10 protein-coding genes are annotated in these 16,230 nt (G+C 69.7%); 2 read left to right on the top strand and 8 right to left on the bottom strand.

Annotated elements, in window-relative coordinates; translation table 11 throughout:
• The coding region (locus AC1D15_RS01850; RefSeq protein WP_477824704.1) for a S8 family serine peptidase at positions 1-1,259 on the bottom strand (1,259 nt) is incomplete at its 3' end.
• Positions 1,260-1,515: 256 nt separating this feature from the next.
• Here AC1D15_RS01850 and AC1D15_RS01845 point away from each other — a divergent pair.
• The gene (locus AC1D15_RS01845) at positions 1,516-1,875 is read left to right on the top strand and encodes a phage holin family protein (protein ID WP_477824703.1); all 360 of its coding nucleotides are present in this window, start codon (positions 1,516-1,518) and stop codon (positions 1,873-1,875) included.
• Between the two features lie 13 nt (positions 1,876-1,888).
• Here the strand turns inward: AC1D15_RS01845 and AC1D15_RS01840 are convergent, their stop codons facing one another.
• From AC1D15_RS01840 to AC1D15_RS01815, 6 genes are all read right to left on the bottom strand, one after another.
• Positions 1,889-2,758: a hypothetical protein gene (locus AC1D15_RS01840; RefSeq protein WP_477824702.1), complete on the bottom strand. Its 870-nt coding sequence runs from the start codon at positions 2,756-2,758 to the stop codon at positions 1,889-1,891.
• 139 nt (positions 2,759-2,897) lie between these two features.
• The gene (gene alaC, locus AC1D15_RS01835; protein ID WP_477824701.1) at positions 2,898-4,115 is read right to left on the bottom strand and encodes an alanine transaminase; all 1,218 of its coding nucleotides are present in this window, start codon (positions 4,113-4,115) and stop codon (positions 2,898-2,900) included.
• 109 nt (positions 4,116-4,224) lie between these two features.
• A complete protein-coding gene (locus tag AC1D15_RS01830) occupies positions 4,225-4,608 on the bottom strand; it encodes a hypothetical protein (protein WP_477824700.1) in 384 nt (127 codons plus the stop codon).
• A gap of 216 nt (positions 4,609-4,824) precedes the next feature.
• Positions 4,825-6,966, bottom strand: a complete 2,142-nt coding sequence (gene pbpC, locus AC1D15_RS01825) for a penicillin-binding protein 1C (protein ID WP_477824699.1) — start codon at positions 6,964-6,966, stop codon at positions 4,825-4,827.
• Positions 6,963-12,839: an alpha-2-macroglobulin family protein gene (locus AC1D15_RS01820; RefSeq protein ID WP_477824698.1), complete on the bottom strand. Its 5,877-nt coding sequence runs from the start codon at positions 12,837-12,839 to the stop codon at positions 6,963-6,965. The genes pbpC and AC1D15_RS01820 overlap by 4 nt, the downstream gene beginning before the upstream one ends.
• A 69-nt stretch (positions 12,840-12,908) precedes the next feature.
• Positions 12,909-14,498 carry a M48 family metalloprotease gene (locus AC1D15_RS01815; protein ID WP_477824697.1) on the bottom strand — a complete coding sequence of 530 codons (1,590 nt, stop codon included), beginning with the start codon at positions 14,496-14,498 and terminating at the stop codon, positions 12,909-12,911.
• Positions 14,499-14,571: 73 nt separating this feature from the next.
• On the opposite strand from AC1D15_RS01815, the gene moaC reads away from it, so the two are divergent.
• On the top strand, positions 14,572-15,087 hold the full coding sequence (gene moaC, locus AC1D15_RS01810) for a cyclic pyranopterin monophosphate synthase MoaC (protein ID WP_465111258.1): 516 nt from the start codon (positions 14,572-14,574) through the stop codon (positions 15,085-15,087).
• 7 nt (positions 15,088-15,094) lie between these two features.
• On the opposite strand, the gene AC1D15_RS01805 is transcribed toward moaC, so the two are convergent.
• Positions 15,095-16,222 carry an MraY family glycosyltransferase gene (locus AC1D15_RS01805; protein WP_477824696.1) on the bottom strand — a complete coding sequence of 376 codons (1,128 nt, stop codon included), beginning with the start codon at positions 16,220-16,222 and terminating at the stop codon, positions 15,095-15,097.
• Between the last annotated feature and the right edge of the window lie 8 nt (positions 16,223-16,230).

Raw genomic sequence — 16,230 nt, 5'->3', positions numbered from 1 at the left:
GCGCTCGGCACCTGCGTCTGCGCGACGCTGATGGCCCCGGGGGCGATCGACGGCGAGCTGACGATGTACGGCTTGTTCGCGGCATTGCCCGCGGCCACGACCGCGACGATGCCGGCATCGACCGCCGTCGAGATGGCCTCGGTGGAGTCGTCGATGTTCTGGCCGTAGTCGGAACCGAGCGACAGGTTCATCACGTCGACCGCGTCGGACGGATCGCCGTCGCCGTTCGGGTCGATCGACCAGTCGATCGCCTTCAGGATCGCGACGCCGTTGCAGCTGGTCGCGACGGCGCTGCACACGCGCAGTGCCAGCAGCTTGGCGCCGGGGGCGACGCCCTTGTGGGTGCCGTCCAGGCTCTTGCCGCCGATGATGTCGGCGACGTGCGTGCCGTGGCCCTGGAAGTCGATCGGGTTCGGGTCTTCGGTGCGCGGGCCGTTCGGCCACACGTCACCGACGAAGTCGAAGCCGCCGACCACCTTGCTGGTCGGGAAGACGCTCGGGTCGATGGTGGTGTTGCGCGGATCGCTCGGGTCGGTGCCGTAGGCCTTCAGGTAGGCCTCGGGCGTGCCGGCACCGCCCAGGTTGCGGTGCGTGTAGTCGATGCCCGAATCGAGCACCGCCACGCGCACGCCGGTACCGTCGGCACCGGCCTGCTGCGCCGCGGTGGCGCCGATGTACGGCACCGTCTCGGCGAGGCTCATCTCGTAGTGGTTGACGCGGCGCACCTTGGCGACGCCCGGCAGCGCGGCGATGGCCTTCAGCTTCGAGGCGTCGACGCGCACGGCGATGGCGTTGTGGGCCATGTGGACGCGGCCGAGTTCCTGGGCGCCGAACGTGGAGAGGCTGGCCTGCAGCGCATCCTGGTGCGACAGCACCGTCTTGCGGTGCGCGGCCAGCGCCTCGCGCGTGGCCTGCGGCGCTTCGCGCAGCGTCTTCATGCTGAGCGTGCGTTCGGTGGTCGATGCGGCAACGGCGAGCTGCGCGGCGGCGGCGGCCACCGGCGCGTCGGTGAGCGTCACCCACACGTCGACCGCGCCGGTCGCCTTCGACAGCCGCGTGTCGAGCACGTCGACACGGCCGCCGGGCAGCGCGGTCTGCTGAATGGTGCGCACCGGGGCGTCGGCGAGCGGCGCATCCGCGCCGGCGGCGGCATCGGGCGCGCCGTCACTGCTGCTGCCGCTGCCTCCGCCGCCGCAGGCGGCCAGGACGAGCGCGGCAACGACGGCCAGCCCGGACTTCCAGGAAATTCGGATAGACACGAGACACTCCTTGTGGGGCACGTCCACCCGATCCGTCCGACTGCCTGCAAGCAGGACCGGGACAGCGCAGTACACGGGTGCGTGCGACTGCGCTGTGCGTGGGGTTGATGGGAAGCTGGATGCTCGGTGGCGCAGCTTCGGTGTGTCAAGGCGTGACATTTCCTTCCCCCTAACCCTGGGGGGAGCGGAAAACCCTGGGTCATCGGACCACAGCGGAGGAACCCCACGGCGCGAGGCGGCAGGTATGCTCGCGCGGATGAAGACCCTCCTTCGCTGGCTCCTGCTCGCCGCAGCGCTGCTGCTGGTGGCCCACCTCTACCCCGGCGTCACGGTGACCAGTTTCGGCTCGGCGATGCTGGCCGCGCTGGTGCTGGGCCTGCTGAACGCGCTGCTGCGGCCGATCCTGGTGCTGCTGACGCTGCCGGTCACCGTGCTGACGCTCGGGCTGTTCCTGTTCGTGATCAACGCGCTGATGTTCTATTTCGCGGCGCAACTGCTCAGCGGCCTGGCGGTCGCCGGCTTCTTCGCGGCGTTGATCGGGTCGTTGATCTACAGCTTGTGCGGGGTGGTGATCGATGCCGCGCTGGAGGCGGTGTTCTCGTCACGGGCTGGGTGACGGTCGGCCGTGCTCAGTCGAGTGCCACCCGGCACTCCTGCTCAGGATTCCAGCGGAGAACCTGGTCGCGCATGCTGAAAATCGCCGTCGTGAAAGCGGCCGTATTCTGGTTGACTTGATGCGCGCTCAGTATTGAAAGGTTTTCCAGATAGAGCTGCACCATGGACAGCAATTCCTGGTGATCGACCAGAAACACCTGTTGAGTCTCTTGAGACAGGTAGTCGGCGTGACGATAGAAGGTCGCGTACGCGGCCTTCGCATCTCCGTCGACCTTGCACTGCTGCCCCATGTCATCAAAAGCCCGCACGCAATCTGATCGGAAACTCGACGCTTCGCGGTAGAAGCCTTCAGGCTCGACGTACCGATAGTTCTCGGGCTCGTACTGCCGACTCTTGATCTTCGTCGCCAGTTGGCTCAATGCAGTACGGCATGCTGACTCCAGGTTGCGGGCGACCCGTCCAACTTGTGAGGCGACTTTCTTCATCGCGCTACCCGCGGCGTCTGCTGCAATGCCAGCTCCTTGCGCGGTGATGTTGCCCGCTTCGATCATCTGGAGCGCGGCTCCATGGCTGAGCCTTTTCGCATGGCGTACAGAGTCACGACGCGCTTTGTCCAGGATGCCTGTTGCGCCCCCCAACCCCTGCGCAGTGATGCTGCCTGCCTTGACCATCTGGAGCGCAGCGTCGTAGGTGATCCTCTTCGCGTGTCGCACCAGGTCACGGCCCGGTTTCTGGACAAGTTTCACCGCCTCCCGCGCACAACTTCTGGCATGTGCCACGCCCGCACATACCCGCTGAGCCGTGTTGCTGTTCTTCAACCCATCCAGGGTTCTGCTGGCGACATGGAGAACTGAGCAAAGTGTCGTACTGATGGTTGACGGCATGACTGGACCTTGCAGTTGGGTTGTTCCTTGCAGAGATCCGGGCGATGCACCGTGGAAATTACGTACGACACGTCTCATCTCTGCGTGCCGTGAGTAACAGGAGGCTGCCCATCGGTTCCCGCGCTCCTGCTGCCGTTTGTCAGGCCGCCCGCGCCGCCTCCACCCCATCCGCCTTGAACATCGCCTTGATGCCACGCACCGCCTGCCGGATGCGTGCCTCGTTCTCGATCAGCGCGAAGCGCACGTGGTCGTCGCCGTGGTCGCCGAAGCCGATGCCGGGCGACACCGAGACCTTCGCCTTCGCGAGCATCTGCTTGGCGAACTCCAGCGAGCCGAGCGCGCGGTACGGCTCGGGGATGCGCGCCCAGATGTACATCGAGGCCTTCGGCGTCTCGACCATCCAGCCGGCCTCGTGCAGGCCCTTCACCAGCACGTCGCGGCGGCGCTGGTACTGCGCGGCGATGTCCTTCACGCATTGCTGGTCGCCCTCGAGCGCGGCGATCGCCGCCACCTGCAGCGGCGTGAAGGTGCCGTAGTCGTGGTATGCCTTGATGCGCGCGAGCGCCGCCACCAGGTCGCGGTTGCCGACCATGAAGCCCACGCGCCAGCCGGCCATGTTGTAGCTCTTCGAGAGCGTGAAGAACTCGACCGCGATCTCCTTCGCGCCCGGCACCTGCATGATCGACGGCGCCTTCCAGCCGTCGAACACGATGTCGGCATAGGCCAGGTCGTGCACGACGAAGATGTCGTGCTTGCGCGCGAGCGCCACCACGCGCTCGAAGAAGTCGAGCTCGACGCACTGCGCCGTCGGGTTGCTCGGAAAGCCCAGCACCATCATCTTCGGCTTCGGGTAGCTGCCGCGGATCGCGCGCTCCAGTTCGGCGAAGAAGTCGACGCCCGGCACCAGCGGCACCGAGCGGATGTCGGCACCAGCGATCACCGCGCCGTAGATGTGGATCGGGTAGCTCGGGTCGGGCACCAGCACGGTGTCGCCGCGGTCCAGCGTCGCGAGCATCAGGTGCGACAGGCCCTCCTTCGAGCCGATCGTCACGATGGCCTCGCTGTCGGGATCGATCGCGACGCCGTAGCGATCCTGGTACCAGTGCGAGATCGCGCGGCGCAGGCGCGGAATGCCCTTCGACGTGGAGTAGCCGTGCGTGTCGGGCCGCTGCGCCACCTCGGCGAGCTTGGCGACGATGTGCGGCGGCGTGGGCCCGTCGGGGTTGCCCATGCTCATGTCGATGATGTCTTCACCGCGCCGTCGCGCAGCGGCGCGCAGCTCGGCAGTGATGTTGAAGACGTAGGGGGGAAGGCGGTCGATGCGCGCGAAGCGGCGCTGGCCTGCAGACGAGGACATTGAAGAGGACTTTCACGTGAGCGCCCGGAACCGTCCGAGCGACGTGAGCCGCGTGAGGCGGCCCGGCGGGGATGGTAACCGGGCTGAGCGCGACATCGCGCGACGGCCCCTAGTAGATGCCGCGGCCGCTCAGGGTTGCAATCGCCGCCTCCCGCCTCTCCTGCAAATCAACGACTTCAATGCGCATGTTCTGCAATACGGTCTCGAGTCGTGTCCTGTCAATCTCACGCCGGTTCGCTGCCGCCCCGCCCATCTCATTCAACGCTTCGCGGAAAGGCTTGATGGACTTTCTGATTGCTTGGCTCTCTCCAATTGATTCGATGTAAGCGAGAAGGGCCTTGAGCGCACTTTTCGGACCCTTGCCTTCTTCATCCATCAGTCTTTCGGCGCAATCGAGACCGTGAATCAGCAACGCGGTCGCAGGCCGGTTGGCGAAGTCTCTCCGGGTTTTCCGGGTGATGTTGTACGGGTGCAGCCCTGCGTAGGACTTCACTCCGCAGCAAGTTCGCGCGTTCTCTCGGGATTTCCTCACCTTCCCGGCCGTGTCATCGCGATACCCCGTCCCCGTCGACGACCCGTCTCGTTTCGAGGTCCTCCTGAACACTTTCCGCAGCATGCTTACTCCTCAGGCCACCCGCACGGACCCACGTCCGTCGCGTCCCTGAGTAACAGCAACCCTCCCCCGAGTTCCCTGACCGCAGCCCGGCCTTCAGCGCCGGCGCGGCTTCACGCCGGCATTGGCAGTCCGCACATCCGCCCCCCGCACCTCGAACCTCACCACCTGCAGCAGCGCCCCATCGCGCCCCGTCAGCTTCAGCTCATGCCGCCCCGGCCACGGCGCCCAGTGCAGCCGCTCGCCCTGCCCCAGCGCCTTGCCGTCCATCCACCAGGTGCCGGCCTCGCCTTCCAGCACGATGCGCTGCGCGGCGGGCGGCATGTCGGGGTCGATCGCGAAGATGCTGCCGTCGCGCGGGCTGGCGATGCCGAAGCGCTGCGCGCCGCGCACCTGCGTGCCCGCGCTCCACAGCGCCTGCTCGGTGCCGGCGACGAACACCTCGTCGCGCGCCGCCTCGCGCCGGTCGTCGAAGCGGATCGCCATCGGCACCACACCCGCCGGCACCGCCGGCTGCTTCGATGGTGCGCCGTCATGCAGCGCGCGCACCAGCACCTGCCACACCGGCGCGGCGCCGCTGACGCCGCTCACGTCGTGCATCGCCTCGCCGCTCGCGTTGCCGACCCACACGCCCACCGTGTAGCGGTCGGTGAAGCCGATGCACCAGTTGTCGCGCATGTCCTTGCTGGTGCCGGTCTTCACCGCGGCAAAACCCTTCGTGACCAGGCTGCTGTCCAGCCCGAAGGTGCGCGCGCGCGCCGCGTTGTCGGCCAGGATGTCGGTGACGAGCCAACTCGCCGCCGCGCTCGCCACCCGCTTCGGCGTCGCGGCCGCACCGCGCAGCACCGGCGGCGAGAACAGCCCGCCGTTTGCCAGCGTGCGGTACGCATTCGTCAGTGCCAGCAGGCTCACGTCGGCACTGCCGAGTGCCAGCGAATGCCCGTAGAAGCCGCCGGTCTCGGGCAGCGCCAGGCCCAGCGCGTTCAGCCGCTCGACCAGCGCATCGGGCCCGAGCATCGCGCCCACCCGCACCGCCGGCACGTTCAGGCTCGCACCGAGCGCGGTGCGCGCGCTGACCCAGCCCTTGAACGCGTGGTCGTAGTTCTGCGGCAGGTACAGGCCGTTGGTGGTGGCCAGTTGCGCGGGCGAATCGTCGAGCAGGCTGGCCGGCGTGATCAGCCGGCGCTCGAAGGCCAGCTCGTAGACGAAGGGCTTCAGCGTCGAGCCCGGCTGGCGGCGCGCCAGCACGCCGTCGACCTGCGCCGCGTCCGAGAAGCTGCCGCTCGAGCCGACCCAGGCCCGCACCTCGCCGCTCGCGTTGTCGAGCACGACGATCGCACCATCCTCGACGTTGCGGCCCGACAGCTCGGCCAGCTGCCGCCGCAGCGTGTTGACGGCGAAGCGCTGCAGCCGCGCATCGAGCGTCGTGCGTTGCACCGTCGCTTGCGTCGACCCCTGCATCGCCCCCTCCCCCACCACCTGCCGCGCGAAATGCGGCGCCAGCTGCTCGCCCAGCGGCATGCCGCCCTGGCGCAGCAGCGCGGTCTGCGCGAGCGCGGTGACGCCCTTGCAATCGAGCTTCTGCAGCTGCAATACGCCGCAGGCGCGCTGCGCGACGACCGCCGGCGTCGCGTTCGGCCCGCGCAGCAGCGCCGCCGCGATCGCCGACTCGTCGACATCCAGCCCGCCCGGGTGCTTGCCGAACAGCGTCTGCGACAGCGCATCGATGCCGACCACCTCGCCGCGGAACGCGACCCGGTTCAGGTAGGCCTCGAGGATCTCGCTCTTCTTCCAGCGCGCATCGAGCCGCGTCGCGGTGACGGCCTGGCCGAGCTTCTGCGCGACGCTGCGCCCGCCGACCGGCCGCGCCAGGTCGTCGTCGAGCAGGCCGGCCAGCTGCATCGTCAGCGTCGATGCACCGCGCGTGCGGGTGTTCCACACATTGGCCCACGCGCTCTTCGCGACCGCGCTCCAGTCGACGCCGCTGTGCTCGTAGAAGCGCCGGTCTTCGCTGAGGACGATCGCCTGGAGCAGCGCCGGCGAGACCTCCTGCAGCGGCACCCAGGCCAGCCGGCGCGCGCTCCTGTCGACGCGCACCGTCTGCAGCGGCGTGCCATCGCGGGCGAGCAGCGTCACGTCGGACGGCTTCCACGCAGTCTTCACCTCGCTGAAGCTCGGCAGCGCCTGCGCCGCGGCCGCTGCGAACAGCAGCGATGCGGCACAGACTGCAAGCTTCACGGCGCGACCTCGACCGCCGCGTTCGGCAGTTCCCCGAAGCTCTCCGGCGCATACATCGCCTCGACGCGCGTGGGCGGCAGCGCGAAGCGGCCGGGGTTGTTCAGCCGCACGGTGTACTCGATCACGTGCTTGCCGCGCGGCAAATAGTCGTAGTAGCTGCGGAAGGCCTCGAAACTGCGCTCCTCGTACACCGGCCAGGTGCCGCTGCGCTTCTCGCCCTGCGTCGCGATCGCACTGTCGCGGCCGAGGCCCGAGCCGAGCAGCGTCGCGCCGCCCGGCACTGGATCGCTGACCACCACCCAGGTCATGTCCGACTGCGCATCCACCTCGACCCGCACCCGCAGCACGTCGCCGCGCGACCACTTCGATTTGTCCTTCTGCTCGACCGCAGTGACCGTGCGCGCGAGGCTGTAGCCGGCGCGGATCGGCTCCTTCAGCGGGATCGCCGCGAGGCTCTGCACCGTCAGCCACGGTTTGCCGGAGCCCTCCTGCGACACGCTCAGCGTGCCGGCCGAATCGGGCCATGGCAGCTTCACGACGCCGCCGTCGGCCGACTTGCCCCAGTCGATCGCGACCGGCGCACCGCCGGTGCCGGCTACCGTGCGGCCCGCAACCTTCGCCGACTCGAACTTCGCCGAGAACTTGTCGAGCGCGAGCGATCCCCACAGGTTGGCTGTCGTCGTGAGCCAGGCGCCGCCGCGCTGGCGGCCAAGGCTGCCGACCACCATGCGCGGCAGGTCGTCGCGCCAGGCCGGGTCGTCGAGCACCGCCAGGATCAGCCGCGCCGCGTTCGCATCGGCGCTGTCCATCAGCCACCACCAGAAGTCGTCGCTCTCGTTGCTGAAGCGCAGCGTCGTTCCGGCATAGGTGAGCCGGCTGCGCAGGATCTGCTGCACTTCGTCCAGCCGCTTGGCCTGCTCGGGCACGCCCTGCACGCGGCGCAGGATGCCGAGCCAGTCGATCACCGCGGCGGTCGGCCACTGGTTCGGCGTGATGTTCACCGAGCCCAGCATCTTCGGCTGCGCCCGGCCGTAGCGCGACAGCGCCTCGATGGCCGCGAGCTTGCGCACGTCCAGGTCGGCCCGCGGCGACCAGAACTTGCGTTCGATGCGGCCCTCGACGAACGCGGTCAGCCCGTCCAGCATGCTGTCGCGCGCGGCCGGCGGCAGCTCGAAGCCGGCCTCGTTCGTCGCGGCGAGCACGTAGGCGGTGAGCCGGTCGCTGCCGCGTGCGCCATCTTCGGCACGCGGCGGGAAATAGCTCGCGAGCCCGTCGCTGTCGAGGTAGGTCGGCAGTGCGTTCGCGACGCCGGCCCACAGCTTCGCGTCCTTCAGCCCGACCGACTTCGAGGTCTTCTGCTCCAGGCAGATGAACGGGTAGGTCTCGAAGTAGCGGCGGATGCCGGGCAGCGCGCCGGTCAGCTTCGGCTGCACGCCGATGTTCAGGCCGCCGCGCTTGGGGCCGCTCGCCGGCAGCGCATCGGCCGGCGCGGCCACCGGCAGCGTGAACGGGCCGTCGAGCTGCGACAGCGTCGCCTGCAGCACGCGCACCGGCACTGCGGCGCTGACGAGCTGCGTGAGCTTCAGCCTGTCCTTCGCCTGGTCCTTCGCCTTGTCGCTGCCGGCGAGTTCCTCGGCGCCCGCTTCCCACGCGATGCTGAACACCTCGGCCGGCACGTCGACCGGCCAGGTCAGCTCCTTCGCGCCGCCGGCCGGCAGCACTGCCTCCTGCGGCGGCAGCTCGATCGGCGTGCGCACGATGTCGGCACCCCGTTCGCCGCCACTGTTCGCGCTGCCGGCGAGCGTGGCCCGCACCTTCATCTCGTGTGTGGTGGTGTTGCGCAGCGTCAGCATCGCGCTGAAACGGTCGCCGTCGCGCACCAGCGGCGGCAGGCCCGACAGCACCTGCAGGTCCTGCGTCACGCGGATGCTGGTGCTGCCGCTGCCGAACTGCTGCACGCCGGCATCGGCCACCGCGACCAGCCGGAAGCTGGTCAGCGAATCGTTCAGCGGCACCTCGACCACCGCCTCGCCGTTGGCGTCCAGCGCCACCTGGGCCTTCCACAGCAGCAGCGTGTCGAACAGCTCGCGCGTCGCGTTCTTGCCGCCGCCGCCGCCGGCCGCCACCGCCTTGCGGCCGTAGTGGCGCCTGCCGATGATCTCGCTCTGCCCGGTGGCGGTCTCCACGCCGAGCGCGCGCGGCTTCAGCATCGCGCCGAGCAGGTCCCACGAATCGTTCGGGCGCAGCGCCAGCAGGCCCTCGTCGACGGCGGCGAACGCCACCTCGGCGTTCGCGAGCGGTTTGCCATCGTGCAGCACCTTGATGCGCGCCTTCGCGGTCTGGCGCACCGCGTACTGCGGCTTGTCGGCCGTCACGCTGACGTCCAGCCGGTGTTCCTGCACGCCCACCTTCAGCGCCGCGATGCCGAGCTTGAAGGCCGGCTTCGACAGGTCGACCATCGCGGTCGGCGCCTGGTACTCGCGGCCCTCGTACCAGAACGAGCGCACCCAGTTCAGCGGCTCCTTCCAGCCCCAGCTGAAGAACGAGTACCACGGCACCTCGCGGATGCGCCCGCGCAGCACCAGCACGTCGACGTAGACGTTCGGGCCCCACGACTTCTCGATCTTCAGTTCGACCGTCGGGTCGTCGCCGCGCAGCGTCAGCACGCGCGTCGCGATCACGCCCTCGCGCTCGACGCTGACCAGCGCGGTCGCCTCGCGGAACGGCATGCGCACCTGCAGCCGCGCGGTCTCGCCGGGCTCGTAGCTCTTCTTCTCGGGCAGCACGTCGATGCGATCGTCGTTGTCCTGCGCGAACCACAGCTCGCCCTGCTTCGTGACCCACACGCTGGCGGCCGATTCGGCGACGTGGCCGGCCTTGTCGCTCGCCTTCGCGATCAGCTCGACCTGGCCGGCGTTCTCGAGCGCCGCATCGCACAGCAGCAGGCCGCGGTCGTCGGTGCTGCCGCTGCACACCGTGCCGAGCTCCTTGACCTCGGTGCGGTTGTCGTACGCGTAGAAGCCGCCGACCATGCGCTTGCGCGTGCTGATCACCTGCGACAGCCGGCCGCGCACCTCGACCGCTTGGCCCTTGATCGCCTTGCCGGCGGTGTCCAGCGCCAGCACCTGCAGCTTCACCTGGCCGCGCGCGCTCGCCCACGAACCGGTCTTCACGCCCAGCACGACGGCGCTCGGCCACAGCGCGACGGTGGTCGACGCGGTCTGCACCTCGCCGTTCGGGTCGTTGAAGGTCACCTCGGTGACCAGCTCGCTCGGCCGCTTGATGGCCGGCAGGTCCTTCACGGTAAGGCTCGCGGCACCGTCGCGGTCGGTCGTCAGCGGCAGCTTGTCGGCCACCACCTTGCCGCTCGACTCGGGCGCGCCCTCGTCGCCGTCATCGCTGCGCGCGGCCTGCTTCGGATCACGCGGCGGCTCGAAGCTGAATTCGTCGTAGCCCGCGAAGCCGCTCGCGCGGCTGCGCAGCAAGGCCGTCAGCCGGGCCGGCGCCTGCGCCATCCCGCCGCCGGCGAAATAGTTCAGCTGCACGCCGATCGGCAGCTCCTTCGGCGCGACCGGCACCTCCTTCGGCCCGCTGACGCGCGCATCGACCAGCGGCAGGCGGAACTCCTCGACGCGGAAACTGCCGGCCGACCAGCTGCTGCGCTCCCGGTCGCCGCCACCCTCGCGCTCCAGCGTCACGTCGTACACGCCGAGTTTGGCAGCCGGCGGGATGTTCCAGCTCGAGGCCGCGCTGCGCGTGCCGTTCCAGCTCAACGGCAGCGTCACTTCCTGTCCGCTGCCCTGGTGCACGATCTTCAGCCGCGTCGGCAGCTTCTCGGCCGGCACCGCGGCCAGGCCGCTGCTGGTCTCGCGGCGCATGAAGTGCTTCATCGACACCGTCTCGCCGGCACGCAGCAGCGTGCGGTCGAACACCGTGTGCGCCTGCACGTCGGGCTGCGCATCGTTGCTGGTCGGGAAGCTGAAGCGCCAGGTCTCGATGCCTTTCTGCCAACTGCTGAACACGAAGGCGGTGTCGGTCAGGCCCTTCGGCGTCGGCTTGCGCGCGGTGACGAAGAAGCCGCCGTCGGCCGGGCATTCGCCGGCCCGCTCCAGCGCCTGCTCGATGCGCGCCAGGCCGTTGGCATCGGTGCGGCCGGCCCACAGCCGCTGGCCGCGGCAATCGTTGACCGCGATGTCGGCATCGGCCACCGGCTTGCCGCGATCGAGCGTCGTGACCCAGACCACGCTGTTCTCGCGGCCGAGCTTGAAGTGCACGCCCAGGTTGGTGACCAGCACGCCGGCGCGCACGTACATCGGCGCCTTCTTGTCGAGCAGGGCCTCGCCGAGGCGGCGCGATTCGATCTCGACCACGTGGTAGCCGGGGTCGGCGATCGGGATGCCGACCACCTCGAACGGCCGCGGGTCGCCGCCGGCGAGCTGCGGCAGGTCCATGCGCTTCACGTCGGCGCCGCCGTTCAGCAGCGACAGCTCGCGGGTCTCGACGACGCGCTCGCGGCGGATCTCCTTGCTGCGGCCCTTGCCGTCGACGACGCGCTCGGTCTCGTAGTGCTGCGCGGCCGGCAGCCCGGCCTCCTTCGCGGTGATGCGGCTCTCGTGGTAGCGGGCCACGCGGGCATACCACTGCAGGATGTCGGCATCGGTGCGCAGCGTCTTGATGCGCACCGCGCCGCCGCCCGCGGCCGGCCGCAGGTCGCCCTGCACATGGCGCAGCGTGACCGGCAGCATCGCATCGGCGTTCAGCTCGATGACGCCGAACGGCGCGGCGGCGAACTTCGCGATCGGCGGCGCGTCGCCGGTCGCGACCTTCAGCGGGAAGCTCGCGGCATTCGCGAGCGCGCGGCCCGAGCTGTCCTTCAGGTTGCGCGGCAGCTCGATCGTGAAGGTGCTGCGCTCGGGCAGCGGCATCGGGAAGCGGAGGCTGTCGACCTCGGCCGCCTTGTCGTCGGCATCGAACTCAGGCGCGATCGCCTTGCCCGAGGCCGGCTGCAGCCGGATCGCCGCCGCCAGCTCGCGCGGCAGCTGCGACGAGAAGCGCAGCGTCAGCGGGCGGATCGGCAGGCACGGCGCCTCGGCACGCTCGCGCTCGCAGCTGAACTCGGCGGTGAAGGCCTTGCGCACGCGGAAGTTCAGGCGCTGCTCGGTGCGCGTGACGATCTTCGGGTTGACCTGGGCCGCGATGCCGGCACCCCAGACCAGGCGCAACGCGGCGTCGGGCGGCAGCGGGCGCTGGCAGGTCAGCACGACGATGCGCTCGGCCTGCTTCTCGAGCTGGCGCGCCTTCAGGATCTCGTCGCGGACCGCGCCGGTCACCACCCGCACCGGCATGCGTTCGCCGATGCCGTCGACCTCGCAGGCCGCATGGGCGGCCACGGTGGACTCGACCGCCGCACCGGTCAGCCGCAGCACGAAGTGCTGGTCTTCCTCGACCTGGTTGCCGGCGTAGGGTTGTGTCGACTCGATGGCCGGGCCGCCGGTGCTGAACGTGAACTCGGTGCCGCCGGTCAGCGCGCCGTTCAACGGCTTCCAGTCGGACTTCGCCTTCAACGTGCAGCGCGTGCCGGGCGGCAACGCCTCGCGGAAGTCGTATAGCCAGACGCGGTCGTTGGCCCAGCGGCCCGAGCCGGCGCGCGCCGGGCCTTCGCAGGCCACGCCGAGCGGATCGGGCAGCCGCAGGTCGCCGAACGGCACCACCGCCTCGGAAAACTTCACCGTGACCTGGCGCACCTGCGCGACCTCGCCCTGCGGGCTGACCGACGTGATCGTGGCAGCGCGGGCCGGGCCGGGCGCTGCAGCCAGCACGGCAAGCAGCGCGAACGTGGCGGCGCCGATGGCCCGGGCGATGGATCGTGGCATGCCGTCTCCTCCAGAAGTGCCGGGAGGATAAGCCACGCCGTGGCCGATTCCGGTGGGGTCCGGTGGAGGTCAGCCTTCCTGGCGGCGTTCTTCTTCCATCTGGCGGCGGCGCTGGCCTTCGAGCTCGCGCAGCCGCGCGTCGATGATCGATGCGTCGATGAAGTCGACCTTGCCGCCCGGCGTGCGGGCCAGGCGCTGGCCGGCGCGCAGGCGGTCGACGGCGCCGGTCAGGTCGCCGACGGCGTAATGCGATTCGGCCTCGGCCCGCAGTGACCGCAGCTGCTGGCCGAGCTGCTCCCAGGTGCGGCTGAGCTGCTGCCAGGCGAGCGCGTCGCTCGGGTGCAGCGTGGTCCAGGTCTGCAGGTCGTCGGCGCTGCGCTTGACGGCCGGGTCGGTCTTCGGCGCCGCGAGCGCTGCCTGGGCCTGCATCAGCAGCACCGCGCGCGACGGCGTGGCGCCCGCCTCGGCATAAGGCTTGAGCACCTGGCCGGCGCGCACGCCGTCGCCGCGCTCGGCCAGCGACTGCGCCTGCAGCAGCACGACCTCGCGCTCGGCGACGGCATCGCTGCGCGGGCTGCCGCGCACGACGCCGAGTGCCACCTGCAATGCCGCATCGGCGCGGCTCCAGTCGTGCAGCAGCGTCGACGCGAGCGCGCTCGCATAGGCGGCGTTCAGGCGATCTCCCACGCTGGCATCGGGCGCCACCTTGTCCTGCGACTGCCAGCGGCGCAGCGCGTCGATGCGGGTGTCCATCAGCACGCGGGAGCGCGCCTGCGCGGCCACGTGGGCGAGCACGCTGACCGGTGCCACCGGCGCGGCGGTGCCCAGGCGCTGGCGGGCGTCGCCGATGCGCTCGGTGGTGATCGGGTGGGTGCGCAGGTACGGGAAGCCGCCGCTGTCGTTCAGGTGCGAAGCCTGGTCGAGCTTCTCGAACATCGCCGCCATGCCGCCGGGCGCGAAGCCGGCGCCGGTGAGCACCTTGAAGCCGACGCGGTCGGCCTCGCGCTCCATGTCGCGAGAGAAGTTCAGCTGGCCCTGCACCGACGCGGCCTGCGAGCCGGTGAAGATCGCGTTGGCGCCGTCGACGCGGTTGCTGCGCGTCGCGGCGATCACGCCGAGGATCATGCCGGCCAGGCCGATCAGCGACTGGCGCCGGCTGTTGACCATGCCGCGCGCGATGTGGCGCTGCGTCACGTGCGACATCTCGTGCGCGAGCACCGAGGCGAGCTCGTCGCGCGTGGCGGTCATCGCGATCAGGCCCAGGTGCACGCCGACGTAGCCGCCGGGCAGCGCGAACGCGTTGACGGTCTTGTCGCGCACCAGGAACGGCTCCCAGGCGAAGCGCTGGTCGGACTCGGCATCGATGTTGCCCTGGGCGCGCGAGGCCGCCACCAGCGGCTGCCAGATCGACTGCAGGTACTCGACCAGGACGGGATCGTCGAGGTAGTCGGGATCCTGTCGGATCGCCCGCATGATCTGGTCGCCCAGGCGGCGTTCGGTGCCGACGCTCAGGTCGTCGGAGATCGAGTCGCCGAGCGCGGGCAGCGCGTTCTGCGTGGCCAGCGGGGTGGTGCCCTGCGCACGCACGCCGGCGCTGCCGGCGAGCAGGGCCAGCGCGCACAGCGATGCGGTGAGGCGGGTGGAGCGTGAACGTGTCATCCGGTGGGGCACGAAGGCGAGGAGCGGCCGGTCGCTATGATGCCAGCGCCACGTTGCCCGGATGTTTCCCTTCATGTCCAAGCCCCTTCCCCCAGCACAGTCCCCGCCCGCGAGCGGCCTGACCCACTTCGACGCGCAGGGGCAGGCGCACATGGTCGACGTGTCGGGCAAGGCCGAGACGCACCGCATCGCGCGCGCCGCCGGCGTGATCCGCATGCAGCCGGCCACGCTCGCGCTGATCCAGGGCGGCACCGCGAAGAAGGGCGACGTGATCGGCATCGCGCGCATCGCGGCGATCCAGGCCTGCAAGCGCACCGCCGAGCTCATTCCGCTGTGCCATCCGCTGCCGATCACCAAGGTGGCGGTGGATTTCGAGATCGATGCGGGCGAGAACCTCGTGCGCTGCACCGCGCAGGTCGAGACGCTCGGGCGCACCGGTGTCGAGATGGAGGCGCTGACAGCGGTGCAGGTCGGGCTGCTGACCGTCTACGACATGTGCAAGGCGGTCGACCGCGGGATGGTGATGGGGGAGATCCGGGTGCTGGAGAAGCACGGGGGGAAGTCGGGGGATTGGGTGGCGGCTACCTGAGCCGGAGTCAGAAGTCGCGCCAGCGGCTGATCAGCCCGCCCTTCTTCGAACGAATCATCAGTGCGCGAGGTGCGCGAAACCTCACCAATCGGGCATACAGCCACACGTACAACACGCAGAAGATCGCAGCGACGATCTGCAGCCCGAGAGTGTGGCGCCACAGCAGCGATGCCGGCAGGACGGCGAAGCTCGACAACGCCCACAGATACGGCGCAGTCAGGCTGTTGCGCAATGTGAGGCTGGCAGCCTCCTGGCGTCCGACGGCCCAGCGCACCAGCCGGCGAAAGATCAGCGTATGCAGGTGCAGGCCATCCGGCAAGCCGGGGCTCGTGCCGCGCAGGAAACGTCGGCGCCACATCGAGAACACCGTCTCGAAGACCGGGTACACGAACAGCACCAGCGCGTACCAGGCCGACACCTGCGGGTGCCGCGCCACCAGCAGGATGACCAGCACCGCCAGCAGATAGCCGACAAAATAGGCCCCGCCGTCGCCCAGGAAGATCAGCCCGCGCGGCCAGTTCCAGACGAGAAATCCCACCAGGGCGCCGGTGGCGGCCAGCGCGGTGGCGACGATCAGCGGGTCCCCCACCTGCAAACCCACGTAAGCCAGCGACAGGAACATCGCGCTGGCCACCACGGCCGCCAGTCCGTTGTACCCATCGATGATGTTGATGGCGTTGGCCAGTCCGCCGACGGCCATCGTGCTCAGCAGCAGGCTCACGGCGTGATAGAGCAGCAGGGCATCGAGAAATCCGACATCGACGCGCCGTATCTCCGCGCCGAGCCAGAAGAACGCGATGGCACCACTCAGCATGGTCGCGAGCAGGCGCGGCAGCACGCCGACGCGCTTGGTCATGTCTTCGGCCAGGCCGGTCAGCAGCGCCGGCGCGCCGGCCAGCAGCAGCAGCGAGAAACTGCCCGCCAACGCCGGAGAAGTGACCGTCATCAACAGTGCCAGCCCCAGCAGCGCCGCCAGCAGGGCCAAGCCACCGACACGCGGCGTCGACACCGCGTGGAACTTCTGCACGCCGGTCCGGGTGTCGTCCCAAGGCAAGGATCCATGCCGACGCGAGACCCGGATAATGAGCCCGGATATGACGAATGAAATCAACAGCGCAACGACGAAGCTGGTCATGGATTTTG

It is taken from the genome of Rhizobacter sp. P2_H2, assembly GCF_056403375.1.
Note: the sequence above shows the minus strand (reverse complement) of the source record. Positions and strands in the feature narration are given on the sequence as shown.